The organism is Mesorhizobium argentiipisi (SeqCode) (assembly GCF_037179585.1).
Taxonomy (GTDB): Bacteria; Pseudomonadota; Alphaproteobacteria; order Rhizobiales; family Rhizobiaceae; genus Mesorhizobium; species Mesorhizobium argentiipisi.
In genome coordinates, this window is sequence record NZ_JAPYKO010000020.1 from 40,241 (window position 1) to 64,412 (window position 24,172).

Annotated in this window: 23 protein-coding genes; 11 read left to right on the plus strand and 12 right to left on the minus strand. The window is 62.3% G+C overall.

What is annotated here, in order from left to right:
* Nucleotides 1-278 precede the first annotated feature (278 nt).
* The 3 genes from O7A05_RS23990 (at nt 279) to O7A05_RS24000 (ending at nt 4,463) form a co-directional block, all read left to right on the plus strand.
* Entirely contained in the window at nt 279-1,619 is a 1,341-nt protein-coding gene (locus O7A05_RS23990) for an FAD/NAD(P)-binding protein (RefSeq protein ID WP_337095405.1), read from the plus strand.
* Nucleotides 1,620-1,860: 241 nt separating this feature from the next.
* Nucleotides 1,861-3,297 carry a pyridoxal-phosphate dependent enzyme gene (locus tag O7A05_RS23995; RefSeq protein ID WP_337095406.1) on the plus strand — a complete coding sequence of 479 codons (1,437 nt, stop codon included), beginning with the start codon at nt 1,861-1,863 and terminating at the stop codon, nt 3,295-3,297.
* Entirely contained in the window at nt 3,294-4,463 is a 1,170-nt protein-coding gene (locus tag O7A05_RS24000) for a trans-sulfuration enzyme family protein (RefSeq protein ID WP_337095407.1), read from the plus strand. The genes O7A05_RS23995 and O7A05_RS24000 overlap by 4 nt, the downstream gene beginning before the upstream one ends.
* A gap of 87 nt (nt 4,464-4,550) precedes the next feature.
* On the opposite strand, the gene O7A05_RS24005 is transcribed toward O7A05_RS24000, so the two are convergent.
* Nucleotides 4,551-5,177 carry a L,D-transpeptidase gene (locus O7A05_RS24005; protein ID WP_224588366.1) on the minus strand — a complete coding sequence of 209 codons (627 nt, stop codon included), beginning with the start codon at nt 5,175-5,177 and terminating at the stop codon, nt 4,551-4,553.
* 469 nt (nt 5,178-5,646) lie between these two features.
* Here O7A05_RS24005 and O7A05_RS24010 point away from each other — a divergent pair, with 469 nt between their 5' ends.
* The 3 genes from O7A05_RS24010 (at nt 5,647) to O7A05_RS24020 (ending at nt 8,238) form a co-directional block, all read left to right on the plus strand.
* Nucleotides 5,647-6,888: a D-amino acid dehydrogenase gene (locus tag O7A05_RS24010; protein ID WP_337095408.1), complete on the plus strand. Its 1,242-nt coding sequence runs from the start codon at nt 5,647-5,649 to the stop codon at nt 6,886-6,888.
* A gap of 40 nt (nt 6,889-6,928) precedes the next feature.
* A complete protein-coding gene (locus O7A05_RS24015) occupies nt 6,929-7,735 on the plus strand; it encodes a maleate cis-trans isomerase family protein (protein WP_337095409.1) in 807 nt (268 codons plus the stop codon).
* A 329-nt stretch (nt 7,736-8,064) separates the two neighbouring features.
* Nucleotides 8,065-8,238: a hypothetical protein gene (locus O7A05_RS24020; RefSeq protein ID WP_337095410.1), complete on the plus strand. Its 174-nt coding sequence runs from the start codon at nt 8,065-8,067 to the stop codon at nt 8,236-8,238.
* A 25-nt stretch (nt 8,239-8,263) separates the two neighbouring features.
* Here the strand turns inward: O7A05_RS24020 and O7A05_RS24025 are convergent, their stop codons facing one another.
* The 6 genes from O7A05_RS24025 to O7A05_RS24050 all read right to left on the minus strand — a co-directional run bounded on the left by O7A05_RS24025 (nt 8,264) and on the right by O7A05_RS24050 (nt 14,926).
* Nucleotides 8,264-8,569, minus strand: a complete 306-nt coding sequence (locus O7A05_RS24025) for a UBP-type zinc finger domain-containing protein (protein WP_337095411.1) — start codon at nt 8,567-8,569, stop codon at nt 8,264-8,266.
* The gene (locus tag O7A05_RS24030) at nt 8,569-10,242 is read right to left on the minus strand and encodes an FAD-dependent oxidoreductase (RefSeq protein WP_337095412.1); all 1,674 of its coding nucleotides are present in this window, start codon (nt 10,240-10,242) and stop codon (nt 8,569-8,571) included. The genes O7A05_RS24025 and O7A05_RS24030 overlap by 1 nt, the downstream gene beginning before the upstream one ends.
* An 84-nt stretch (nt 10,243-10,326) precedes the next feature.
* Complete coding sequence (locus O7A05_RS24035) at nt 10,327-10,527, minus strand: hypothetical protein (RefSeq protein ID WP_337095413.1); 201 nt, start codon at nt 10,525-10,527, stop codon at nt 10,327-10,329.
* Nucleotides 10,508-11,047, minus strand: a complete 540-nt coding sequence (locus O7A05_RS24040; protein WP_337095414.1) for a hypothetical protein — start codon at nt 11,045-11,047, stop codon at nt 10,508-10,510. The genes O7A05_RS24035 and O7A05_RS24040 overlap by 20 nt, the downstream gene beginning before the upstream one ends.
* 318 nt (nt 11,048-11,365) lie before the next feature.
* Nucleotides 11,366-14,254 carry an N-6 DNA methylase gene (locus O7A05_RS24045; protein ID WP_337095415.1) on the minus strand — a complete coding sequence of 963 codons (2,889 nt, stop codon included), beginning with the start codon at nt 14,252-14,254 and terminating at the stop codon, nt 11,366-11,368.
* A gap of 198 nt (nt 14,255-14,452) precedes the next feature.
* Nucleotides 14,453-14,926, minus strand: coding sequence for a hypothetical protein (locus tag O7A05_RS24050; protein WP_337095416.1), 474 nt, complete (start codon nt 14,924-14,926; stop codon nt 14,453-14,455).
* A gap of 183 nt (nt 14,927-15,109) precedes the next feature.
* On the opposite strand from O7A05_RS24050, the gene O7A05_RS24055 reads away from it, so the two are divergent.
* Entirely contained in the window at nt 15,110-15,745 is a 636-nt protein-coding gene (locus O7A05_RS24055; protein ID WP_337095417.1) for a recombinase family protein, read from the plus strand.
* A 99-nt stretch (nt 15,746-15,844) separates the two neighbouring features.
* Here O7A05_RS24055 and O7A05_RS24060 read toward each other — a convergent pair whose 3' ends face one another.
* Entirely contained in the window at nt 15,845-16,711 is an 867-nt protein-coding gene (locus O7A05_RS24060; protein ID WP_337095418.1) for a DUF429 domain-containing protein, read from the minus strand.
* Between the two features lie 873 nt (nt 16,712-17,584).
* Here O7A05_RS24060 and O7A05_RS24065 point away from each other — a divergent pair.
* The 4 genes from O7A05_RS24065 to O7A05_RS24080 all read left to right on the plus strand — a co-directional run bounded on the left by O7A05_RS24065 (nt 17,585) and on the right by O7A05_RS24080 (nt 20,986).
* Nucleotides 17,585-17,947: a hypothetical protein gene (locus O7A05_RS24065; protein ID WP_337095419.1), complete on the plus strand. Its 363-nt coding sequence runs from the start codon at nt 17,585-17,587 to the stop codon at nt 17,945-17,947.
* A 153-nt stretch (nt 17,948-18,100) separates the two neighbouring features.
* Nucleotides 18,101-19,210, plus strand: coding sequence for a hypothetical protein (locus O7A05_RS24070; RefSeq protein WP_337095420.1), 1,110 nt, complete (start codon nt 18,101-18,103; stop codon nt 19,208-19,210).
* Between the two features lie 678 nt (nt 19,211-19,888).
* Complete coding sequence (locus tag O7A05_RS24075) at nt 19,889-20,341, plus strand: ATP-dependent DNA ligase (RefSeq protein WP_337095421.1); 453 nt, start codon at nt 19,889-19,891, stop codon at nt 20,339-20,341.
* 219 nt (nt 20,342-20,560) lie between these two features.
* The gene (locus O7A05_RS24080) at nt 20,561-20,986 is read left to right on the plus strand and encodes a hypothetical protein (protein ID WP_337095422.1); all 426 of its coding nucleotides are present in this window, start codon (nt 20,561-20,563) and stop codon (nt 20,984-20,986) included.
* Between the two features lie 17 nt (nt 20,987-21,003).
* Here the strand turns inward: O7A05_RS24080 and O7A05_RS24085 are convergent, their stop codons facing one another.
* From O7A05_RS24085 to O7A05_RS24100, 4 genes are all read right to left on the minus strand, one after another.
* On the minus strand, nt 21,004-21,243 hold the full coding sequence (locus tag O7A05_RS24085; protein WP_337095423.1) for a hypothetical protein: 240 nt from the start codon (nt 21,241-21,243) through the stop codon (nt 21,004-21,006).
* Nucleotides 21,240-21,533 carry a hypothetical protein gene (locus O7A05_RS24090; RefSeq protein WP_337095424.1) on the minus strand — a complete coding sequence of 98 codons (294 nt, stop codon included), beginning with the start codon at nt 21,531-21,533 and terminating at the stop codon, nt 21,240-21,242. The genes O7A05_RS24085 and O7A05_RS24090 overlap by 4 nt, the downstream gene beginning before the upstream one ends.
* Before the next feature lie 649 nt (nt 21,534-22,182).
* Nucleotides 22,183-22,554 (minus strand): hypothetical protein, encoded by a 372-nt coding sequence (locus tag O7A05_RS24095; protein WP_337095425.1) that lies wholly within the window; start codon nt 22,552-22,554, stop codon nt 22,183-22,185.
* 197 nt (nt 22,555-22,751) lie between these two features.
* Nucleotides 22,752-24,170, minus strand: coding sequence for a tyrosine-type recombinase/integrase (locus O7A05_RS24100; RefSeq protein WP_337095426.1), 1,419 nt, complete (start codon nt 24,168-24,170; stop codon nt 22,752-22,754).
* Nucleotides 24,171-24,172: the final 2 nt, after the last annotated feature.

The following is a 24,172-nucleotide window of genomic DNA, read 5'->3' on the forward strand; positions in this document are numbered from 1 at the left end:
TAGAATGACGAAGGATGTAGTAGGCCACCGGATGCCGGTCGAACGAAAAATCCGCTCATCATCCCATCTCGGCAAATCCATGCCGCAAATGGCGCGGCAATTGGAACTCCCGTTTCGTGCCTGGGCTGCTTAGTATAGTAATCTTATCAACATTGGGAGTGAGAGAACGATGCGCGACCCTCTGAAGACCGTTCCGGCGATCGTTCGTGGCTTGCGGCCGAGGCCGCCCGCGGCGTTGGCCGCGCACTGATCGCTCCGTCACGTTTCGGCTAGCAGTCATGGTTGGACGCGCCAATTCCATCATCATTGTCGGCGGCGGCGCCAGCGGCGTCGTGCTGGCCGCGCATCTGTTGAAGTCGCCCAATCCGGACCTGCGCGTCACGCTGATCGAGAAGCGGCCGCATTTCGGCCAGGGCATGGCCTATTCGACGCTGCTTTCGGCGCATGTGCTCAACGTCAACGCCTCCGGCATGAGCGCTTACGCCGACGACCCGACCCATTTCGCGCGCTGGGTGCTGGAGCGCGGCCTCGCCAAGCCGGACCAGGGGCCGTTCTATGCGCCGCGCAGCCTTTACGCCCGCTATCTGCAGGATGTGCTCGAGAGCCTCGAGGAGCGCGAGCGCGAGACCGGGCGTCTCAGGCTGATCCGCGAGGAGAGCCTGTCGATCTCGCCGACGTCGTCGGGCGTCGAGGTCGCGCTCGCCAACGGCACCAGCGTCGTGGCGCATCTCGCCGTTTTGGCCACCGGCCATGACGAGCAGCCCGGCGCCTTCCAGGGGCATGCCATCCGCATGGGGTCGGAGGCCGATACCGCGCTCGATCCGCAAGCCGCCGTCCTGCTGCTCGGCACGGGCTTGAGCATGGTCGACGCTTTCCTGTCGCTCGAACAACGCGGCCATCGCGGCGCCATCGTCGCGGTGTCGCGGCGCGGCCTGCTGCCGTCGCCGCATCGCAAGGGCAATCCGATCAAGCTCGATATCGCCGATATCCCGCTCGGCACCCAGCTTTCCTATTTCGTCGGCTGGTTCCGCAACCTGATCCGCGAGACCCAGAAGGCGGGCGGCGACTGGCGCGACGTCGTCGACGGCCTGCGCCCCTTCAACCAGACGATCTGGCAGAACTGGCCGTCCTCGGCCAAGCGCCGCTTCGTCGAGCACACCAAGGCCTGGTGGGACATCCACCGCCACCGCGTGGCGCCGGAAGTCTACGCGCGCGTCACCGAAGCGGTCAGCTCAGGCCGCATCCGCCTCGTCGCCGGCAGGGTGGTGGACATAGAACCGAACGATGGCTTCGTCGTGAAAATCCAGCCGCGCGGCACGCAGGATGTCGAGACCTTGGAGGTCGCCCGCCTCTATGATTGCATGGGCATCGCCCGCGACAGTTCGAGGACGTCGAACGGTGTCGTGCGCTCGCTGATCGAGCGCGGCCTGGCGCGGCCCGACCCGCTGCGCCTCGGCCTCGACGTCACGGCGAAATGCGAGCTGGTCGCGGCCGACGGCACGGTGTCGTCGAAGCTGCTCGCCGTCGGCCCGCTGACGCGCGGCACCTTCTTCGAGATCGACGCCATTCCCGACATCCGCGTGCAATGCGCGAAGCTGGGCAAGCACTTGTTGGGGTAGCACAATCCGATGCCGACGGGCAGGAACTCCGCATAGACGATTCCAACCGCGCTTTTACCAATGCTCTCCGTGAAATTCCATTCCTCCACTCGCCGCCGGATTGGCACGATCTATCTTCTTTCCTGATGAAAAGGGCCGGAAAAGACAGGGCGCGCGATCCGCGAAACCGGAATGGATTCCCGCGGCCTCCCGCGCGAGATTGCCGACATCCGCCTCGAACTGCTTCGATGGAGCACTCAAGATGAGCGAGCAGACAAAAGCGGCGCCGAAGGGCGCGCACATCAGCCTGTCGAGACTTCGTCCGCCTTACGCTTCGGTGCTCGACCTGATCGGCCAGACGCCGATCGTCGAGCTGACCAAATTCGACACCGGCAAGTGCCGCCTGTTCATCAAGCTCGAAAGCCAGAATCCGGGCGGCTCGATCAAGGACCGCATCGCGCTCTCGATGATCGCCGCCGCCGAGAAGGCGGGCAAGTTGAGGCGCGGCGGCACCATCGTCGAGGCCACGGCCGGCAACACCGGCCTCGGCCTCGCCCAGGTCGGCATCCCGAAAGGCTACCGCATCATCCTCGTTGTGCCCGACAAGATGTCGCGCGAGAAGATCCAGCATCTGCGCGCGCTGGGCGCCGAGGTGCGCATGACCCGCTCCGATGTCGGCAAGGGCCATCCCGAATATTACCAGGACATGGCCGAGAAGATCGCCGCCGAGCTGCCCGGCGCCTTCTATGCCAACCAGTTCGCCAACCCGGCCAACCCGTTGGCGCATGAGACGACGACCGGCCCGGAGATCTTTTCGCAGCTCGAAGGCGATGTCGACGCTGTAGTGGTCGGCGTCGGCTCCGGCGGCACGCTCACCGGCCTCGGCCGCTTCTTCGCGAAACACTCGCCGAAGACCGAGATGGTGCTGGCCGATCCGGTCGGCTCGGTGCTGGCGCCGCTGATCAAGACCGGCAAGATGGAGGAGGCCGGCAGCTGGACCGTCGAAGGCATCGGCGAGGATTTCGTGCCGCCCAATGCCGATCTCTCGCTGGTGAAAAAGGCCTACTCCATTCCCGACAAGCAAAGCATGCTGGCGGTGCGCGATCTGTTGTCCAGGGAAGGCATCCTGGCCGGCTCGTCCTCGGGCACGCTCTTGTCAGCAGCACTTCGCTATTGCCGCGAGCAGACGGTGCCGAAGCGCGTCATCACCTTCGTCTGCGACAGCGGCAACAAGTATCTTTCGAAAGTCTTCGACGATATCTGGCTGGCCGAGCAGGGCCTTGCCGACCAAGAACAGCATGGCGATCTGCGCGACCTCGTCATGCGCTCGCCGCGTACCGGCGACATCGTGACCGTCGGCCCGGAGGAAAGCCTGCTCAACGCCTATGGCCGCATGCGCCGTTCCGACGTCTCGCAACTGCCGGTGCTGGACGAGGGCAGGCTGGTCGGCATCGTCGACGAAAGCGACATCCTGGCCAAGGTCGACGGCCCCTATGACGGCCGCTGGGACCGTTTCAACGCGCCGGTGCGCACCGCCATGACGTCGAACCTGCACACGCTGCAGGCCAATCAGACGCTGGACGCGCTGCTGCCTGTCTTCGACCGCAACGAGGTCGCCATCGTCTTCGACGGGGACGAGTTCATCGGCCTGATAACCCGTATCGACCTGATCAACCATCTGAGGCGCCGCGCAAAATGACTTCGAACGGCAAGAACCGCCTGGCCTTTTCCACCCGCACCATCCATGGCGGCCAGAGCCACGATCCGCTGACCGGCGCGGTGATGGTGCCGATCTATGCCACCTCCACCTATGGCCAGCAGTCGCCCGGCGTGCACAAGGGTTTTGAATATGCCCGCAGCCAGAACCCGACCCGCTTTGCCTTCGAGCGCGCCGTCGCCGACCTCGAGAGCGGCAGCAGGGCTTTCGCCTTCGCTTCCGGCCTGGCGGCGATCGGCACGGTGCTCGAGCTTCTCGATACCGGCGCCCACATCGTCGCCACCGACGATATCTATGGCGGCTCGTTCCGCCTGATGGAGCGGGTGCGCAAGCGCTCGGCAGGTCTGCAGGTGAGCTTTGCCGACTTCACCGACTTGGCCGCCGTCGAAGCCGCCATCCGCCCGGAAACAAAACTGCTCTGGGTCGAGACGCCGACCAACCCGCTGCTGCGCATCGTCGATCTCGAAGGCGTCGCCGCGCTTGCCGGGCGCAAGGGGCTGCTCACCGTCGCCGACAACACCTTTTGCAGCCCCTATATCCAGCGCCCGCTGGAGCTCGGCATCAACATCGTCGTGCATTCGACGACGAAATATCTCAACGGCCATTCCGACATGGTCGGCGGCGTGGCGGTCGTCGGCGACAATAAGGATTTGGCCGACCGGCTGAAATTCCTGCAGAACGCCGTCGGCGCCATCTCCGGCCCGTTCGACAGCTTTCTTGCGCTGCGCGGCATCAAGACCCTGGCGCTGAGGATGGAGCGTCACTCGGCCAACGGCTTGAAAATAGCGCAATGGTTGGAGACGCGAAAAGATGTCCGCCGGGTTATCTATCCCGGCCTCGCCAGCCACCCGCAGCATTCCATCGCCGTCCAGCAGATGCATGCCTTCGGCGGCATGATCTCGGTCGATCTCGACCGCGACCTCGCCGGCACCAAGCGCTTCCTCGAACGCACGCAGCTTTTCACGCTGGCCGAAAGCCTGGGCGGCGTCGAAAGCCTGATCGAGCATCCGGCGCTGATGACGCACGGCTCGATCCCCGCCGAAAAGCGCGGCGCCATCGGCATTTCCGATTCGCTGGTACGGCTCTCGGCCGGCATCGAGGACGGCGATGATTTGATCGCCGATCTGGAGCAGGCGCTGGGGGGTTGAGAAGCGCACAACTGAGACGCACAGTCCCCACCTTCGCCTCCCCTCTCTCAAGGTCACGAGAGTATGGCTGATTTGTCGATCACTACACTAGGTGACGATCACCTTGGCGCCGATTTCGGCACGGTTGTAGAGATCGATGATGTCCTGATTCATGAGACGGATGCAGCCTGCTGAAACGGCCCTCCCGATCGTCCACCATTCAGGTGTGCCGTGCAGGCGATAGCCGGTGTCGCCGCCTTTGTTGAAGAGATAAAGCGCTCGCGCGCCGAGAGGGTTCTTGAGTCCGCCCTCCAAATGAGCCGGTATGATGCGGCCGTTCTCCCTCCTCTCGCGCACGATCATCTGTGGCGGCGCATGCCAGTCCGGCCACTCGCGTTTCATTGCGACATGTGCGGTTCCGTGCCACTCAAAACCGGCCTTGCCGACGCCGATGCCGTATCGAACGGCTTTGCCGTCCCCCAGAACATAGTAGAGAAACTTCGCTCCGGTATCGACGAAGATGGTGCCGGGCTGCTCGGCGGTCGAATAGGGCACGATCTGGCGAAGATATTTGCGGTCGACCTTGTAGGTCGGAACCGGAGGGATACGGTAACTGGCATCGGTGATGCCGCTGTAATCGAAAGGTGAAGCCTGGAAGGCACTTCCGGTAGTGCAGCCGGATAGTGCTGCAGCTGCCGCAAGCCCCGCTCCGATCAGGATCGACTTCGCGCGCATGACAGAAAACCGGCAGCCCGTTAAACTGAAACCGGTAACCCATAAATTATAGCAGATGCTGCCCTTTTCGCAAAGGAAGCAGGGAAGCCGACCCGTTCGCGGTCCTTACAGAACCCGGAGTAATGCCAAGTGATAACGAACATCATCGACCGGCGTACTAGACCGTACCGTTGGCGCAAAGTGAATGCTGCTGCGGAGGCTACTTCCAATGATCATAACGTCCCCGACAGTGACGAAATGGATTATCAAGCCGATGATCTCGTTCACGACGAATTGTTGGGCTGTGTACTCTCGGACGCGATTGTTTGGGGTCAACGATTTGAGTGTGCCGTCACTCTCTACCTTTATGATCAAGGGGATGGCCCAGAGCGCTCAGTCTCGTTGCCTGTCGCATGAATTTCAAACTGGCCCACTACCTGGATTTTGGATGACATCCTAAAGTGTACCCACTCGTGATTTTGGAGGCGCCATGCGCGTGATCGTGTTGGGTGGCGGCGTTGTCGGCGTCACTACGGCCTATCAGCTGCAGAAGGACGGGCACGAGGTCGTCATCCTCGAGCGGCAGCTTCAAGTCGCCGCCGAGACCAGCTGGGGCAATGCCGGCATGATCGCGCCGGGGCATTCGTTCGTCTGGTCGTCGCCCAGGGCGCCGATGATCCTCTTGAAATCGCTGGTGATGAAGGACCAGGCGCTGCGCTTCAGGCTTTCGGCCGATCCCAGGCTCTACAGCTGGTCATGGCTGTTCCTGATGGAATGCACGGCCGAGAAAGCCAGGCGCAACACGCTGCTCAAGCATCGGCTCGCCGCCTATTCGCAATCCGTCCTGCACGAAGTCATTGCCGACGAAGAGATCGAATACGACCGCAATGATCGCGGCATCCTCTATTTCTATCGCAGCCAGCAGGCGCTCGACAAAGGCGTCGAGCACATGAAGCTGCTCGAATCCGATGGCCAACTGATCAAGGTGCTTGACCGCGACGGCATCGTCGCGCTCGACCCCTCGCTGGCTTCCGCCAAGGAAAAGATCGCCGGAGGCATCCATTGCCCGACCGACGAGACCGGCGATCCGGCGAAGTTCACCCGGGCGCTGGCGGCAAAAGTGGTCGAGCGCGGCGGCGAGATCCGCACCGGCACGACCATCACCGGCATAGAGACATCAGGCAACGGCGTCGCCCGGGTGCTGACCGACAAGGGAAGCGTGAAGGGCGACGCCTATGTGCTGGCGCTCGGCTCCTATAGCCCGCTGATTGCGAAGACGGTCGGCATCAGCCTGCCGATCTATCCGATCAAGGGCTATTCGCTGACCATTCCGATCGGCAATCGCCCGGCGCCGCCGACCATCGCCGCGATCGACGAGCACAATCTGGTCGCCGTGTCGCGCTTCGGCGACCGGCTGCGCGTCACGGCTACCGCCGAGTTCGCCGGCTACGACACCAGCCACAAGCCGGCCGATTTCGCCTTCATGAAGGGCGTGACCAAGGAGCTCTATCCCGAAGGCGCCGATTACGACCGCGCCGAGATGTGGGCGGGTCTCAGGCCGATGACGCCCAACAATCTCCCTGAATTCGGACAGCGGCGACTCAACAACCTCTATCTCAACACCGGGCACGGCCATATCGGCTGGACCATGTCGCACGGCTCGGCCCGCATCACCGCCGACCTGATCGCCGGCCGCAAGCAGGCGATTTCGATGGATGGACTTTTGAATTGAGAGCATGATCCCGAAGGGATTGACCAGGAAAGGGAACGCCATGTCTGTCAGCGCGGCCGCTACCCGCCCTCAATCGCCAGGGCCGGTCGATTTGGGCGTCCTTCCGTCGGAGATCGACGGCGGCCTCGCCTCGCGCGCGGCGATCGGGCTCGCGATCCTCGCCACCGACCAGACGCTGGAGCACGAGTTCCGCGCCCTGATCCGCATTCCGGGCGTCGCCTTCTACGAGGCGCGCCTGTTCAACGACAACGACATCACGCCCGACACTTTGCGCGCCATCGGCCCGCGCATCGCACCCACCGTCGACCTGATCCTGCCCAGCATCCCGCTCGACGTCGTCGGCTTCGGCTGCACCTCGGCCACCATGACGCTCGGCGAGGAAGCCGTCTTCGCCGAGATCCGCAAGGCGCGGCCGGGCGTCGCCTGCACCACCCCGGTCACCGGCGCCTTGGCCGCCTTCAAGGCATTGGGCGCCAGGGGCGTCGGCCTGCTCACGCCCTATGCGCCCGAGATCAACCAGGGCCTGGTCCGCTACTTCACCGGCCGCGGCCTCGACATATCAGCCGTCGCCACTTTCGACCGGCGCGACGATCGCGAGGCGGCCCGCATCTCGCTCGCCTCGATCGAGGCGGCGGCCGAGACGATGGCCGAGGTCCCTGGTGTCGACGCGATCTTCATCTCCTGTACCAGCCTGCGCGTGGCGGAAGCCGTCGCCGAACTGGAGCGGCGCATCGGCATTCCGGTCACCTCCTCCAACCACGCCATGGCCTGGCACTGCCTGCGGCTTGCCGGCATCGACGACGTCGTGCCGGCGGGTGGGAGGCTGTTTGCGCTGCCTGCTGTTTGATCGGCGGGGCGGGCTTTCAGGCGATAGGATGCGCATCCGGCGTCCAATCGCATAGGGCGCTCCCCCTCTCCGTCTCGGCTTCGCCGAGCCACCTCTCCCCCGCCTTTGGCGAGGGCGAGGAACCCAAGCTTGCGAAGGGCGCCGCGTAGGCGATTGGCGTTTCCTCGCCCCCACAAAGTGGAGGAGAGGTGGCCGCGCAGCGGACGGAGAAGGGGACAGCGCTGCCCTCTGCCATTAACGCAGATCGTCGCCCGTTAACCGAATCGGAAGGAGATGTTTAACGCTTCGTCTCTATGCCCCTCCCTAGGAGGCACCACAGAGCGAGCATGATGAACGACGAAAAGCGAAATGAATGGCGTGCCATCTTTTACGTGCAGGCGCGCGTCGCCATCCTGTTTGTGCCGGTTGTGCTCAGCCTCCTCCTCATCGGCATTTTCGCCGGCAATGAGCGCAAATCCGTGCCTGACGCCGTCGATCCGACCGTGACGAGCTCGGTGCGCTAAGCCGGAACCTACCGGTCGGATTGCCTCAGACAAACTTCGGGATCGGGCCGTTCTGCGGCGTCGTATCGCCTTCGAGGTCGATGAACACCTCGTCGACGAAGCACCAGCCCCAGCCTTCCGGCGGGTCGTAGCCCTCGATGATCGGATGCTGCGTCGCATGAAAATGTTTTGTCGCGTGGCGGTTGGGCGAGTCGTCGCAGCAGCCGACATGGCCGCAGGTCCGGCAGAGCCTCAGATGCACCCACCAGGAGCCGCTCTTCAGGCATTCCTCGCAGCCCAGCGCGCTCGGCGTGACCTTTTTGATGTCCTTCGTATGCCTGCATTCATCCATCACGCGCTCCTCGCCGATTCACCATGTTTCGCCAGATAGGCATGCAATGCCGCGACCACCTGCGCGCCTTCGCCGACGGCGGCGGCGACGCGCTTGGTCGAGCCGCAGCGCACGTCGCCGATGGCGAACACGCCGCTGCGGCTGGTCTCCATCGGCCCGTGCCCCGGTGTCGTGTCGGGCCCGGTGCGCACGAAACCCTTGGCGTCCAGCGCCACGTTGCAATTCGCCAGCCAGTCGGTGTTCGGGTCGGCGCCGATGAACAGGAAGAGGTGGCGGATGGCGCGTGTCGTCTCCTCGCCGGTCGTCCGGTTGCGCCAGCGCAGCGTTTCGAGGTTGCCGTCATGGCCCTCCAGCGCCGCCACCTCTGTTTCCGTCAGCACCTCGATGTTGGGCTGCGCGGCGATGCGCTCGACCAGATAGCGCGACATGGTGGCGTGTAGGCTGTCGCGGCGCGCCAGCAGCGTCACCTTGCGCACCTGGCTCGCCAGATAGACGGCCGCCTGTCCGGCCGAATTGCCGGCGCCGACCAGCGCCACTTCCTGGTCTTGGCAAAGCCTGGCCTCGATCGGCGAGGCCCAGTAATGCACCGAGGTCCCCTCGAATTGCGCGAGGTTCGCAATATCGAGGCGGCGGTAGCGCGCGCCGCTGGCGATCACCACCGCGCGTGAGCGCACGCTCTCGCCATCGCCGATGGCCAGCCTGTAGCGGGCGCCGTCGCCGGCGTCGTCCAGCAGCTTCGCCTCGTCGGGGATCACCATCTCGACGCCGAATTTCTGCGCCTGGTTATAGGCGCGCGCCATCAGTGCCATGCCGGTGATTCCGGTCGGGAAGCCGAGATAATTTTCGATGCGCGCCGAGGCGCCCGCCTGTCCGCCGAAAGCGCGGCAGTCGAGCACGATGGTCGACAGCCCTTCGGAAGCGGCATAGACCGCGGCTGCCAGCCCCGCCGGCCCGGCGCCCACGATCGCCACGTCATAGATCTTGTCGGCATCGATCGGCCGCAGCAGGCCGACGCAGCGGGCAAGCTCGGTCTCGCCCGGATTGTGCATGAGCTTGCCGTTGGGGCACAGCACGATCGGCAGATGGTGCGGGTCGACATGGAAACGCTCGACCAGCGTTTTCGCGCAAGGGTCGGTGTCGGAATCGAGAGCACGATGGGGAAGTCCGCTGCGCCGCAAAAAACCCTGCAGCCGCAGCACGTCGCCATTGCCGGGCGGCCCGATCACGACCGGTCCGCTGGCGCCGCTTTCGAGCAGGCCGACCCGGCGCAGGATCAGCGCCCGCATGACGCGCTCGCCGAGATTGGCCTCCTGCACCATCAGGTCGCGCAACCGCTGCGAGGGGATGACGATCGCCTCGACCGGTCCGTTCGCCTCGGCATTGACCAGCGACGGCCGGTTCGACAACTGCGCCAGCTCACCGACGAAATTGCCGGGACCGTAGGTGATGATCGGCTCAGGCCGGCCAAGCCCGCCGGCCTGGGTGATGTCGATCTTGCCCGACAGGATGAGGATCACCCCGGGCGAGACCGTGCCGGCTGTCACGATGTGATCGCCGGCGGCATAGGCACGTGCCTCGCCGAACCGACGCATGCGTTCGATGTCCGCGTCGGTGAGGATCGGAAACATCTGGTCGCGGCGGGCGGCGATGGTCGGGCTGACGGAAGGGGCCATGGGCGGACCGTAGCGCCCGGGGCGGCTGGTTTGAAGCGGTTTGTTGGGCGACTGGCCGGAAGGGGTTGGCTGCTATGCCTTCATCTATCCGAGCGACGTCGCCAGCTTGCGCAGCGTCCCCCGCGGATCCTCGGTGATGACGGAGCCATGCGAGACAAGTATGCGCTTGAGCGCCGGCTGTTCCGCCCATCGTCTCAATTGCGCTGCGAGTGCCGCCTTGTCGCCGACCATCGTCAGTTTGACCGGCCAAGGTATATGCGGCTCATCACCGGCAAATCCCATCATGCGCAATGCCCAGCCTGCAAAAGCCGGATGCGCCGCGAATGTTGCCTACGATATCATTGAGAACGAGCGTCGTGCCGTTTGGTCCGTCAATTTGCAACGCCGCTTCGCGATTACGGGTTCCGGGGACGGTGACGAGCTTGACGTCGGGATCCCCAAAGTCGCCGCGCGTCGCATCGACATGTACCGCCTTCTCGACGCTGTTGAGTGCGCCCGCCGGTGCAATCACCTGAAGGGTGGGATAGCGATTCTTCCATGGCTTTGCATCGAGCCGGTGATGATCATTAGGGACGACCAAGAAGGCCGGCTGGCCGAAGGCTTCGATCGCGCGCATCTGTTCGTCGTCGAGCGCGATGGCGCTGAAGATGACAAGCCGCCGGTCGCGCAGTCGAACCACGGTCATGCGCCGTTTCATGTTGCCAATTGGCATCGGTATGTCGCCGGTCGCCGTCAGAATATTGTCGTCAACAGGAGAGAGCCTGCCATGCGGCAGAACCTTCCACTCCTTGAACGGCTCGGGCATCACGGAACCTCGGGTTAACCGACAAGATAGGAACGGTTCAACTCGAGACGAGTTGCAGAGCACAAAAAAGCCCGGAAAGCCCGGGCTTTTTTGCTCGTCGCGTCAGATCGTCTGAAACGGGAATTTGGTGCCCAGAAGAGGCGCAGTGACAGAAAATCGAACCGCGTCAGCACCTCTATTTCACAGCGTAATTTCAGATACTTAGACTAAGACCTCGCAGGGACCGCATCCCGCTGTTGTGGACCTCTTGCGGCGCGAATGTGTACCGCGCGACAACCCTACGCGAAGCGGACGCGTGCCCGCAAGGCGCGTCTAAGGCTAATCTTCGGAGCTGTCTTCCATCTCGGCGGTCATACCGGACTTCTGCCTTGGCGCGATCTCGCGATTTGATAGCCCCGGTTCCCTTTCAAGCAGCTCTCGTATCGGTGAGATCGAGGGGAGTTGGAGGACCTTGCAGAGCGTATCGTCAATGTCGATGCGAACCTTATCCGAGGCTAGCTTCGCAATTGGTTGAAGGGGCTGGGTCGCAACCCTGTCGTAGGCCGCCCCCAGGGCTGCAAGCTGCGAGGGCTGCAAAGACCGAACGTCCAAGACGGGCATTGACGCCCACGCCGGCTTCTTCATCTGGACAAACGCACCCTCGGTAATGACACGGCGTGCGAAGTACAGCGCAATTCCAAAGCTCGAGTTGAGGAACAGGAGCAGGGCCTTAATCTGCCCGTCGTCCAACGAGGCCGTGCTGACGGCCCACCATGTGTTGCCTAGAACGGGCTCTGAAAACCCCAGTGCAACGAGCTTCTGGGTGTTTGTGCGCAGTCGTTCCGCGACGAGAATACGGCCGGATTTGCTCCAAACTGAAGTTGCACTCTTGAGCTTCCGACCAGGAGCGGCCTTGGTGCGGGCCATTAGTCTCGCGGTGGATGTCTGGGCAATCGTTGTGACGGCTTCAGCATCATGGCCCCAGAAAGCCGGGTATGGCGACCAGTCGTCGTGGGAGATTTCAAAGGCGTCGTGTATATCGCGCCGGTCGTAACCAAGCTCTCCGAGGTCGGATAGGGGAGCCATTGGGATGGCGAAGCCCTTGTCGTTGCCCGGTAGGCGGAGGGTTCCCCCTTGCAGGCTCCAAGAAACCCTAAGAAGCTCGGCTTGCGAGATGATCGCACCCTGCCAAATCTCCTCTCCTGCGGCCGGCGGCATGGTGACCATTTCGGCAACTTTCCCCGAGGCGGTCCGCACACTCGTAACGCCGACCCCTTCGACGGCCGCAACAGGCCCAACGTGTTCCACGTCGTTCGCCAAGTGCATTGCTTCGTGGATAGACCGGGGATTGCGCCATAGGCTTATGTAGGTTGTTCTGCCTGGCTTCTCACCACCTGCGAGCTTGCGAGCAACAAAGAGAAGCTCGGAGAGGTCCGTGTTTTCGGAGAAGTTGGGCCGACTGGCATCGTGGCTCGAAATGACCGTTTCGAGGTGGTACTTGTCCGCAATGAGTTTGCGCGTCGGCCCCCACGCCTCTCCTGTGGCGAGCGCAGCCGGAAGAACGAACGCGAGCCGCCCACCCTTTTCCAGATGCTTGTCTGCGAGTGCTACGAAGACGCTTCCAAGGCCGGCGGTGACGTTCGCTGAAAGGTTCTTTACCCGCTGTTTCAGTTCGGTTTGCATGGCTCCTCGTTCATCCGGCAGCGAGCCGAAGAGGAGGTTTCCCCCGACGCTCCGGACGAACGGCGGGTTCATGACGCAAAGATCGAGCTTGGGCACCTTCGCATTCGTCACATGGGTCATCGAAGCCCCGGTACGCAGGGTCTCCGCTTGTGAGTAGTCGAGTGCGATCTGGGTCTTGATCTCGCTTCCGTCCAGAAAATCAAGACTTCCGAGGCGAGCATTCCCATGGTCGATGCCCATAGGCATGACGTAAAGGTTCATCCGCACAAACGCGATGTCGGGTGCGAGCAGGGCCAAGGTCGACGCGGTCAGGTGTACGGCAGAAGGCAATACATCGTAGCCGTGAAGGACGTTTTCCATCAGGGTCCGGTGGAGAGTGGAAAGGTCTTTGGGCTCCAAGGATCGATCGGTCGCCGCCCGTTTGCGAATGTACTCGTCCGCAAACGCCTGTGCCGCCGCCATGAGTAGCGTACCCGTTCCACACGCGAGGTCGGCCACCTTGAAGTTGGCGAGTTCGACAGGGTCGCCAAAATCCTGTTTCCATTTCGCGGCTAAGGCTATCTTGAGGAGTAAAGTCGCCGCAGACACGGACGTATAGTAGGTGCCAAGATATTTGGCGTGGTGCAGCAGCCAGTGGTAGATGCGGCCCATAAGGTCGTGCCGTAAGGCGGCTTGCTTCTCACAGATAGACTTAGCCTCTGCGAGCAGTGACTTGACGGCAAGCGTGGTGTGAGGGCTGACAGGCAGCTCGTCCAGAACCCGCTCGCCGAGCTGGAAGATTGGGACGTAGTTTATGTTCTCCCAGATCCATCTCCAGTGTTTTGATATGTCGCCTACAAGGTCGCTCTCTTTCTCGGTCTTCCGTAGCGGCGCTACGCGCCCGTCAGTCGCCGCGAGCTGGTCTTGGAAAATGAGGGCATTAGCCAGAACAAGCGCGGAGACCTTCGCGGCGGTCTCTCTACGCGCTTCAGCTTTTTCCGGGGTCTCGCCTTTGGGTGGTTTGATCCCCAGGATTGAGGACAGGCGATCGCATGCCCCCGCTTGGCCCATCCAAAGCTTGGCCACACCACTCAACTGGACATTGAGCGCCTTTGCCGTTTGTTCAACGATATCGTCTTGGGTAAGGGCCTCCTGGGCTCTTCGGAGCGCCCCCATGAGCGACGCGGGGTCGCCTTCAAACCACTCATCCCACTCGAACGTCTCGGTGACGATGCGGTAGCGAAGCCGTGATTTGGCAAGCGTGTCTAACACCTTGGTAGTGGGGGCACTCCGAAGAGCGATAGGGTAGACGGTCGCGGCAGCTATGTGAGCTATACCGGCGCGGACCCTGTTTCGCGCGTCGCGGAGCACCACCTCATCAGCATTCGGCGTGTCGCTGAATTTGCCTTCGATGGCCACGCGCAGACCGCGCAATTGAAACAGTACGTCGGGGCGGTGCTTCCCGTGCACGTGAATAGTCTCGGCATCGGCGGTGACGCCCAGTGTTGAGATCAGCAAGGCCAGTTGAGTATTGACGACCTCTTCTCGGTTCCGCTGACCACTCATGCTGGCTACCTGTCGCTCATTGATTTGCCGCGCCATGTATCGGCGACATACAGCTCAACGTCAAACTGACGCAAAAATTCGAGGGGACGAAATCCACAGTTGAAGCGGCGCGATACCCCCCGTGGGGCTTACCTCATTGCCGTTCGGCTCGCCGTTGCGATTTGGCGGCGTCACAAGCACAGGCGACGCTGGACGAAGCTATGCTGTGTCGTCGTCTATCTTTTCCGCGTCAATCACCGAGTAGGACGCGCGACCGTTATCTTTGGAGCGGAGAGTAAGCTCTTCGTAGAGGTAGCGTGCGAACATCGACCCCGCGCCAAGCACGACCCACAGCGGCACACCTATCGCGCCACCAAGGGCAGCTATGCCGGCACTCTGGCCGCCGAACAGTGCAACACCAACGGCGGCAGCACCAAGTCCCAATCGCTGGGCGACGGTCCGATTGTCCCAGCCAACGCTTTTGGTCTGTGACGCCACGATCTTCACGAGTGGCCAGATGACCTTGCTTGAGACCGTCACCGCGATGGCGTTCTTCGCCTTCTGGCGGGTGGGCAGGTCCGAGCTGCGAATGTCGAGAAGCTTCAGTGCCCAAGCCTTGAGCGCCTCATTCTGGGCCGGCGTTGCCTGTTCAGCGATCCGCACCGCGAGTTGACGATAATTCTTCTCATCCATGTGACTGCCCCCGATGTGCGCCTTCGGCTCGTATCAGAGCCGTGACTGCAATGACAGATGTCCGGAAGGGTATAGCCCAGCGTACAGGCGACGCGCTGCCCGAAAGGGTGTCCGTTAGGGTTGACTTATCCCAACGGACGGCCTAATCAGCGTACATCACGCTAACGGACACCGAGGAAGCCCATGTCCAAGACCATTCTCTATGCACGCGTCTCGACCCTTGACCAGACGCTCGGCCACCAACAAACCCAAGCGGAGGCCGCCGGGTTCACCATTGATGATGTAGTGGCCGACCACGGCGTCTCCGGGGTCAGCACGACGCTTGCCGAGCGCCCCGAAGGAAGGCGGCTCCGGGATATGCTCCGTAGGGGCGATACGCTGGTGGTGCGATGGGTGGACCGGCTCGGCCGAAACTACCAAGACGTTTGCGACACCATCCGCGAGTTCATGCGTAAGGGCGTGGTCGTCCGGACCGTGATCAACTCAATGACGTTCGACGGGGCCACCAAAGACCCCATGCAGCAGGCCGTGCGGGACGCGCTCATAGCCTTCATGGCGGCAACTGCCCAGGCGCAGGCCGAGGTCACGAAGGCGGCCCAGCGGGCGGGCATAGAGGCCGCTAGGGCGCAGGAGGACCGCTATAGGGGCCGCAAGCCCAGCTACGACAGGGCCGCGCTACAGGCTGTCACCGACATGCTGGCGCAGGGACAGGGAACCTCCGCCGTTGCCAAGGCGTCAGGGCTCACGCGGCAGACCGTGCTGCGGATCAAAGACGACCCGGCAGCGGCCGAGAAGGCGCTTGTGGCTTGGGGCATGTGAGGAGGATCGGATATGGCTTACACGCTGGCAATGACGTTCATGACCCTCTACGGGCTGTGCGGAGCGGTTGCAGTCGTGCGGTGGATCGTCGGCCGGTAGCTAGACGCCTGCGATCGTCCTTACCACACCCGTCTTCGCACTTCCCGGCTTCGGGATCCAAATCGCCGATTGGTCGTCGCCGAACGGCACCGCGCGACCTTCCAACACGCAAATGCCGACCGCCGCACAAACCACGGCGTCAAGCATGTCTTCGTAGGCTTTCCACTCTCGGCCGCTCGCACGCTCAAAATCGAGTTCTGGCATCGCCGCTGCTACACCGGAGAGTTCGTTTTCCATCAGGGCGGCAATGGCACTCATCTGACGCTGAATGTTGAGCGCCCGGACCTTGGGCGTCTCGTCGGGCCAGTAGCTACGTCTGTTGCCGAACTTGTAGGGAAGCCGCCGCTCCGCAGAGGCGAACTCAATCAAAGCCGGGTGCGGATAGACCTCCACAAGGCCGCTCACCACCGGCCCAGATGTACGCAGCTCGTAGCCCTTAAGCTCGAAGCTCGCCCGCAGCTTGTCGCTCACTGGCCCAGGACGGATCGCACTCGGTGTGTGTGTCCCCGCCCACCTATGCCCATACGCCCGAGAGACCGCATCATCGCTGGCGCGGCGAGCTACAATTGGTGACCTCGAAAGCGGCATATCGACCGCGACTAGATCGACCGGGGAGCCCACCAAGGTATTGGCCGCTTCCAATGCGTCGGAAGGTCCGCCAGCCAAGCCAGGTCCCGCTGTTGTCTCTGCGAGAGCACAGAAGGTGCTGTAGGAGGATGCCGCCGCGCGCAACCGCCAGCCTCCGCGCTCCTCGACTGCCAACGCGACACCGCTCGGCTGGGCCGCCGTCCAAGCCGCATCTATTCCCAAGACCGCTCGCAAGTCGTCCTCCCACCACCAAACTTTTTTCAGGCACAGTTCGGGCACATATGCCTTGGAATGCCTTGAGCCACAAGGCCCGGCACTGGATAGTTATCTGGTGCCTATCTCCTTGAAAAATAATATGAAGTCTGGCTGTTGACACTAGGGTCGCGATGACCGATATGCGCCTTTCGCATACGGAGTGGTGGGCTTGTCCCGACCGCTGAACCCTGAAGACCAACCCAGCTCACGGGCCATTCGGCCCCAAGAGCCTCCTTTCCAAAACCAGTAGGCTGTCCTGCCAGACAGCCCGGTCGATTGCAGCCATGCCTGACGTGCCTCTAGGGGCCGGCAGCGGGACCGTACGGGGCAAGACGATGATCCCCGGCCGAACCATAGAATGGAAGCGGGCTTGCGCCCGGGACCGGCCCTCTGCCGGACGCGCAAGCACCACATAGCCGCCAATCCGGGTTAGTCCCCGGTGAGGGTAACGGAGCCTTGGACGACCGAGGGGGAACCGTGAACCGGGCAGGTCAGGACGACACCCGGCGGCAAACAACACAAAATCAATGGTCGGGAAGTCCCGGCCGTTTCCAAACCTTCCGTCCTTCTGTGCTTAGGGGCGGATACAAATATTAGGAGAAATGAATGCGAACATGTCGCGCTGCACACTGCGGCGCACCCACGTCCTCCCGCTTCAGCCCGCACTGTCGGCGACACAAGAGCCGACTGCGGCGCCAGGGCGATGTCGAGCAGACTGCCATCAGGCGGAGTGAGCTTGCGCCTTACGTCTCCCTCGTCCGGGAGCGTATCGCCAAGAACGCCCACAGCCCCCTATGGGGCCACTTGGACGCCCGTTGGGCTGCTCTGGCTACCTCGGCAAAGGACACCGCTGGCAACCGGGTTCAGAGCCGATACCAGCGACAAGCGGCGCATGAGGTGCTGAACCTCGACGCCGAATGCTCCGCACGGGACATAGCCGTCACAGCGATGGCGATGTTCCTGTTCTGGAGCGAGAGACCGGAGCGGTTCCTGTCTGACGCCGCCTTCCGCCTCCAACTTGTGAAGCGGGTTCGGGCTCTATCCAGCAGACACTCCGGGCTCCGTTACGACCACAGAACGGGCAAGCAGGAGCGTGTCTACCGGGAGCTTGGTCCCAAGGCGGGCATGATCGTTGCCCGTGACCTGACCGCCGCCTTCGGAGGTGCCGGTCTACAACTCGCCGAACTGGAAAAACGTGATCAAGAAAGGAAACAAGCCATGACCGATGAGATCAACCAAGCCCTACGGGAGCTCGTGTGACGACGAGCCCCCAAGCACCACGAGACCAGATGTTCCGCTTTGAGCTGACCACTCAAGGCACTTCAGGAACTTGCAGAAGACGTCACAACGCTGGTCTTGGCCCATGAAAAACGCAGCGGGTCACGCGAGCGCCAGAGGAAGCCAGCAGACGCGATGACGTTCAAGAGTGCTGTGGACACCATCGTCGCCAACCTAGCTCACTATGCCCTGTTCCCGCCCGAGCAGGGCCGCATTACGCTGCCGCTGGGCCACCGCAAGCGGGCCACGGTGGGCAGGACGGTTGATGGCTTCGGCAAGCCTCTGCCGGCGCTTCTAGGGGCGCTGGAGGCCGTTGGTGTGGCGACAGTGGCAAAGCCGCAGCAGGCCGGGTACGCCACTACAATCGCTCCTACGGCGGCGTTTGCAGCAGAGGTGGGATCAAGGGGCATCAGCAGCCCGGACTTCGAGAGAAGGACGGACCTGCCGGCGATAGTCCTGACGCGGAAGGACCAATGGGGCCGACGGGAGCACGTCCCCATCCCACAGACCGACGACGCGGCGTCGAAGGCGGCACAGGTGCGGAAGTTCAATGAGCGTCTTGCGCTTGCCGACGTGGCGTACGTGGGGAACCAGCCAACCGACACCTTTGACCGGACGTTGGTAAGGCGGTTCACACTGCCTCCGGGTGCAAGATCGCCGAGGCTGGCGTATAGCGGCCGTCTCTTTGGAGGCTTCTGGCAACAGATGAGGAGGACCGAACGGAGGCACATTCGGGTTGAAGGTCATCGGATCGGGGAACTCGACTATGGGCAAATGTTCCCCCGGCTCGCCTATGCCAAGGTCGGAGCAGTTCCGCCCGAGGGAAGCCCTTACGACTTGCCTGGAACAGAGGAGTTCACTGACGAGCAACGACGCGCTGTGAAGAGCGGCTTCAACGCTTTCCTCTTCAAGGCCACGACAATGCGCAAGTGGCACCCTGACATCGAGCAAGGGCTGCCTACAGGGTGGACAGTAGGGCGCTTCAAGCAAGCAATGTTGAGGAAGCATCCACTGCTCGCACCGGTCCTGAACTGTGGGATCGGCTATGAGCTGATGTACAGGGAGAGCGAAATCCTGTGCCGCGTGTTGGAACGGACTTTGCTGGTGGACTGCGCCGTTCTCCCAATCCACGATGCTGTCTTATCGCCAATCACCAGGACCCGGGCCATCGCAGAGATCATGATGGAGGAGGCAGAACGAGTTGCGGGAGCTCGTATCAAGGCCGCCCTAAAGCCCAGCGTTTAGGTGGTGTATACCGGGGGAGGGAGTGGGGGGTAGCATCTCCCTTCCACCTCAACTACCCCTTCCTTCCCCCCACCTATCTTCCATTGTGGGACCGGTAAGGCAGCGCCGCTCGTGTTCGGCTACCATTAGTCAGATGGATCTCGTTGGATTGAACTGGTCCCACGCGGCGCGAAGAAGCAAGTCCAATGCATCCTATGCCTGCCAACTCGAAGGGTTGGGTAGACAGTTTCGCAAATATGATACTCATCGTCCGGAGCAGCTTGGACGCGATCCCTTGGGACGAACCACTCGCCTGTTGGAGGATCGTTGCGGGAATAGGGCTGCGGTTGTTTGACGTAGTAGCCCTCGATGCCTGATCTGACATCGTTGGGATCGATAGAGTGGCAATCTCGATTGCCGCAACATTTCAAGTGAAGAACGGGGTCAGTCTTGCCCGTGTACCAATCGTGAGCGTTGGCATCGCCGACTTGGGTGATGGCGATCAAGGCTAGATGCAATCGCAACCGCCACATGACGAGCCCTCGAGGATTTCTTCTATAGCGTATTAGCGATGTCTAATCAATTGGCGGAGGCGTCTCGGGGCGATGGAGCGGTCCAATTGACGGAGCTTTTGCGCCCGCTAAGGGGACACTCACGGTTATGAGATACTGAATAATAAATGAGTTACGTGGAGTGCCTGTGCGTAAGCCTGCCGACCACGTTCGGCTGATGTTCATCCGCCCTATGGACCCCGAGCTAGTCGAACAGCCGCCCAAGGGATGGGGCCATGAGGTCAAATTCGACGGCTACCGGACCCAAGTCATCAAGGACGCTGACGGTATCCGCTTCTACACCAAGAACGGCTTCGACTGGACGGCCAAGTACCGGCCGCTCTCCGACGAGGCAAATGCGATAGACGCTGGAAGCTTCGTTATCGAGGGCGAGACCATCGTCACCAACGAGGCAGGACTATCGGACTTCCATGCGCTCCGCTTCGCCATCACGAAACGCGGCAAGGCCGGCGCTCCGCCACCGAAAGGGCTCGCCAAAGAGAAGGCCGAGTGGCTCAAGCCGGGTCTGGTTGGGCGGGTAAAGTTCCTGAAGGGTGAGGAAAAGGGACTTTCGCGAGGAAGATTGAGAGCGTGCTCTTGACCGGGTGAAGACGTTACGTCACCTTTTACATTGTGCCTTGAGAGAAGCGGCCCTCGGCACCTTTCGGATAAGCCGCGTGATAACCGACGACGGGTGAGCCCTTACGTCGAAGAGAAGTAAGAAGCAGCACGGCTGCCCGACATAACTCCTTGCTCAACAATCAGGCTCGCCGCCCGCTCCACGGGCGTTCGCGGCTTCAAGAGCGAATTGGAGAAGGTCATGACAGCCGAACGATTGAGAGTTCGCGATGCCGGTGGCGAGGGCTATGAAGTCCTCGACTACGACGGACAGCCCATCGCCATTTGTGCCACCATAGTCCACGCGGCTCAGTATGTGCGCAGTTTCGCAGCGCGGTTCTGGCTTGACTGGACCGTTGACCCGGCCAAAAGCGGTTTCTCCGCCAGTTTCCTTGGCTCCAATAGCGTTGGCCGCATCTGGCGCGATACGTCGCGGGGTCTGCGAGAGGGCACTTGGCGCTGGTCGATCTCGACCAACGACACCCGGTGGCGCAACGACGAGGGACCGCGCGGCCGTGAGCATGGCAAGGGCTTAGCCATGGTCCAGCTAGAGCATGAGTTCACGTGCTATCTGGCCAACACGCCCCACGGCCATTCGCCTTACGCGCGGGCCAAGGGTCTGGAATGAGCCCCGAACCCAGATGATCATCTTCCGGCCCGGATCATTGCTCGCGCAATCGCCAGCTCGGCCTCGACCTTGGCATTTTCCCTCTGGGCCATGTTGTCCGCGGCCATCAGGCGGCGCAGTGACCGCACTACCTCGCCGCGCTGCCACCCAGCCTCCCGCATGCAATCCCCAATGGCCTGAAAGCCGGGTTCCATCGCCTCCTGACAGTCAATCTCGCGGTCGGGGTAGTCGCGGTCATGGCGCGGTGCGCTGATCATGCGTTGCCTTCCACTGTGCTATCCTCGTCCAACGCATACGGAACCGGCAGATAGGCATTTGCCACAAGCCAGTCGCTGACGATGGTTCGTATGAGGTCAGCTCTCGTGAGCCCCATCTCTTCCGCCACGTTCGACAAGGGCTCCTGTACGCTCGGCTCAAGGACCAGCCCGGTTACGTTGCGGAGCATCAAGGCTGCTCGTCGGAGCATGACCTGAAGGTCCGCGCGGGGCACCTCGGCGATTTGATTGGCCGCGCTTTCCAAATCGGCGGCGATGTCATGACGGCTCATGGTCGGCCTCCAGCTATAGGTAGTGCTCGCCCTCCGCCCGGTGTTCAAAGCAGAACCAGTGGGGGGCCTGCTTCGGCTTCGCAAACCCCCAGCCGGCATCCTTGGCGCAACCTTCGTGTTCGCAGACATGATGCTGGACGCCGGGCGGAGTGGCATATTCAGGTCTTGGCACTCGGATTTCGTCGCTCATATACAACAGTGAACAAAATGAGAACAAATCTGTCAAGCGCCTCTTGACCGGAGCCGCCGCCGTTCCTCATTTCAGATCATGCCCGAGCAACCCGAGAAGTGGCCTAGAGGTGCCGCATGGACCCTGACCCATGCCCATGACGCGGGGCAAGTGGCGGGATCCGCTGCGCCCGCTGTAGGGTCACGCGCTACTACAAGCCGGCAGAGCTTCGGGAGGTGATCGGGAACGTCACGATTGACGAGGTGCGAGACAAGGTGCGCTGCCAGGAATGCAAGAGCAGGGAGTGGATGAGCGCCCAGCTCTTTCATCCGACCGGCGAGCAGGCACACACCATCCGGTACAGGCGGCTCGTGGAAATCCGGTGGGAGAAACGGGTCATCTGGCGGGACGAGTAAAATGCCGGACCCCGCCCCCCTTCGTCCTGGTTACCCAACCCGCGCCTCTGGGATGCGGGCGCGGTTAGAGCTTCGGGACCGAGGTTATTAGGCCGCGCACCACAACCTTGTCATCCACTTCGATCTTGCAAACCGCCTCAAATCTCTCTCCGGGCCAATTTCTGTCTTTCATGAACGCGGAGACATGCTCTTGTTCGTCTTCATTGGGTGGACGGCAGAATGACCAGGCGTCTTCGAGGTAGAAGGGAACCTTCTGCGGAAATCCCAAATAGCGTCTGGTCGTCTTCTCGTTTGGAACATCGACCAAGATGCCGCGAAGCCCGCTCTTGTAGGAAACCGAGAAGGCCCCTTCGGGCATACTAGGCCGCGTAAACAGCCCGGCCCGGTAGGCGTCATGGACACCGTAACCTCCACAGCCGATGAAGGCGGCCAGCACAGCCCGTTTCGCCCACGTCCACATACCGTCCTGCCCCCACTTGCGATGATCATTCGTAAGGAATGAAAAGTCCGAGTTCAATATCTCCCATGCCCTTGGACGGTGACTGCGGGTGGAGGGTTTGAAGGGGCGCGGCCTCACAGCCACGTAATGGTGCTGCTCGGCGCGGGTGCGCCTGACCGGACGCAGGGAAGGCCCTATCGGCGCTTGCCGGCAACACCCATGGCCGCCTTGAGCCCGCGTTCGGCCACCTTGAGGCGAGCATCGGGGCCGCCGTAGCGTCCAGTCTGCCCCACGCTGGCGTGACCTAAAATGAGCTTGCGGTCGAACTCGTCTACCCTCGCCAACATAAGGCGGTCCTCCACAGTGTGTCGGAGCGAGTGGACGACGATCTTGGGATCATCCGTTATCGCGCGGACATGCTTCATGAGGGCGGCCGACGCCGCGTCCGACCCACGGGGCCGCCCATACCGGGTGAACAAGGCAGGCCCGCTCCCCGCCGCTGCTACAGCCTCTTTCGCCGCCGCCAGGGCGTCGCCAATCAGCGGTACGCGGCGGATGGACGCCGCCGTCTTAAGCCGCCGGTGAGCGTGTGGGACTAGGTTCAGGTAAGGGACAGCCCCGTCCAACACCACGTCGGCTATGAGAAGCCCGGTAACCTCTCCAAGGCGGCATCCGGTCCATTCAGAAATCCGCCATATGCGAGACAGATCGTCCCCCGCGTGAGCCACTATGCGTTCCCGAAGCGGCCTCATCATCGCCTCGGGTATAGGCTTACGCTCGTCAACCGCTGGCGTGGCCGACGCCTCCGCTCCCTTTATCGACAGGTTGAGAAATGGATTGGACATCGCGTCCTTGAGGCCAAGCTCTGTCATGCCGAGATTGATCAAAGCTCGAATGTCATTCATGTAGCGCCGCACGGTCGCGGCCTTCATGCCTTCGTCTCGGACGAGATAATCTCGCACGTCTCGGGCGTCCTCTCTGGTCAGGCTGATCATGGTGCGGTCTTTGCCGACCCCCGCGTCCTTCATGTACCCCAAGACCCGGTTGAGCCGCGCCGTCTTCGCCGCCTCGTTGATGTCGCCTTCGACCCGCTCTCGCATGTAAAGCTTCCGGGCGTCCTCTATCGTGGGCGCAGGCCGGGACAGGTTCCCGCCGCTGGTCAGGATAGCCAAGGCGCGGGCCTCGATCTCCGGGACGCCCACAGGCTCTCCCTCTACATGCAGGCCGTCGCCGCCCTCGCGCGGGAAAGATGATAGGTACGCTTCACGGATCAAGAGCGCGGCCTCGGGGTCACTGCCGGGCAGCATACGGTCCCCCACATGCACCGTAGTCGCCGCAAGCTCTGCCGCCCGCCTCTCTGCGAGCCGGTGAACGTCCAAAGCCGTGTGCGGCACATCAGCAGGCATGTCCCGGCGACGGCGAGCCGCCATGACCAGTCCCTCGAACTCGCTGTTTACCTTGGGGCAGTTTCTCAAGGCTTCCCGCTCTGTCGAGCCGAGAAGACGCTTGAACTCGTTCTGTCTAACCAGTGCGGTTACGTCTCTAGGCAGTCGCCGCCGGTAATGCCATGTGCCGGCCTTGGTCAGATAGACGTGCTTCAATACCAGTCCCATTG

Excerpts from the sequence above, each read along its gene's own strand:
- O7A05_RS24100 (WP_337095426.1), bottom strand. The coding sequence starts at position 24,170 with ATGGGACTGGTATTGAAGCACGTCTATCTGACCAAGGCCGGCACATGG.
- O7A05_RS23995 (WP_337095406.1), top strand. The coding sequence starts at position 1,861 with ATGAGCGAGCAGACAAAAGCGGCGCCGAAGGGCGCGCACATCAGCCTG.
- O7A05_RS24035 (WP_337095413.1), bottom strand. The coding sequence starts at position 10,527 with ATGATGGGATTTGCCGGTGATGAGCCGCATATACCTTGGCCGGTCAAA.
- O7A05_RS24030 (WP_337095412.1), bottom strand. The coding sequence starts at position 10,242 with ATGGCCCCTTCCGTCAGCCCGACCATCGCCGCCCGCCGCGACCAGATG.
- O7A05_RS24015 (WP_337095409.1), top strand. The coding sequence starts at position 6,929 with ATGTCTGTCAGCGCGGCCGCTACCCGCCCTCAATCGCCAGGGCCGGTC.
- O7A05_RS24000 (WP_337095407.1), top strand. The coding sequence starts at position 3,294 with ATGACTTCGAACGGCAAGAACCGCCTGGCCTTTTCCACCCGCACCATC.
- O7A05_RS24020 (WP_337095410.1), top strand. The coding sequence starts at position 8,065 with ATGAACGACGAAAAGCGAAATGAATGGCGTGCCATCTTTTACGTGCAG.
- O7A05_RS24025 (WP_337095411.1), bottom strand. The coding sequence starts at position 8,569 with ATGGATGAATGCAGGCATACGAAGGACATCAAAAAGGTCACGCCGAGC.
- O7A05_RS24005 (WP_224588366.1), bottom strand. The coding sequence starts at position 5,177 with ATGCGCGCGAAGTCGATCCTGATCGGAGCGGGGCTTGCGGCAGCTGCA.
- O7A05_RS24055 (WP_337095417.1), top strand. The coding sequence starts at position 15,110 with ATGTCCAAGACCATTCTCTATGCACGCGTCTCGACCCTTGACCAGACG.
- O7A05_RS24090 (WP_337095424.1), bottom strand. The coding sequence starts at position 21,533 with ATGAGCCGTCATGACATCGCCGCCGATTTGGAAAGCGCGGCCAATCAA.
- O7A05_RS24085 (WP_337095423.1), bottom strand. The coding sequence starts at position 21,243 with ATGATCAGCGCACCGCGCCATGACCGCGACTACCCCGACCGCGAGATT.
- O7A05_RS24040 (WP_337095414.1), bottom strand. The coding sequence starts at position 11,047 with ATGCCCGAGCCGTTCAAGGAGTGGAAGGTTCTGCCGCATGGCAGGCTC.
- O7A05_RS23990 (WP_337095405.1), top strand. The coding sequence starts at position 279 with ATGGTTGGACGCGCCAATTCCATCATCATTGTCGGCGGCGGCGCCAGC.
- O7A05_RS24080 (WP_337095422.1), top strand. The coding sequence starts at position 20,561 with ATGACAGCCGAACGATTGAGAGTTCGCGATGCCGGTGGCGAGGGCTAT.
- O7A05_RS24070 (WP_337095420.1), top strand. The coding sequence starts at position 18,101 with ATGACGTTCAAGAGTGCTGTGGACACCATCGTCGCCAACCTAGCTCAC.
- O7A05_RS24045 (WP_337095415.1), bottom strand. The coding sequence starts at position 14,254 with ATGAGTGGTCAGCGGAACCGAGAAGAGGTCGTCAATACTCAACTGGCC.
- O7A05_RS24050 (WP_337095416.1), bottom strand. The coding sequence starts at position 14,926 with ATGGATGAGAAGAATTATCGTCAACTCGCGGTGCGGATCGCTGAACAG.
- O7A05_RS24010 (WP_337095408.1), top strand. The coding sequence starts at position 5,647 with ATGCGCGTGATCGTGTTGGGTGGCGGCGTTGTCGGCGTCACTACGGCC.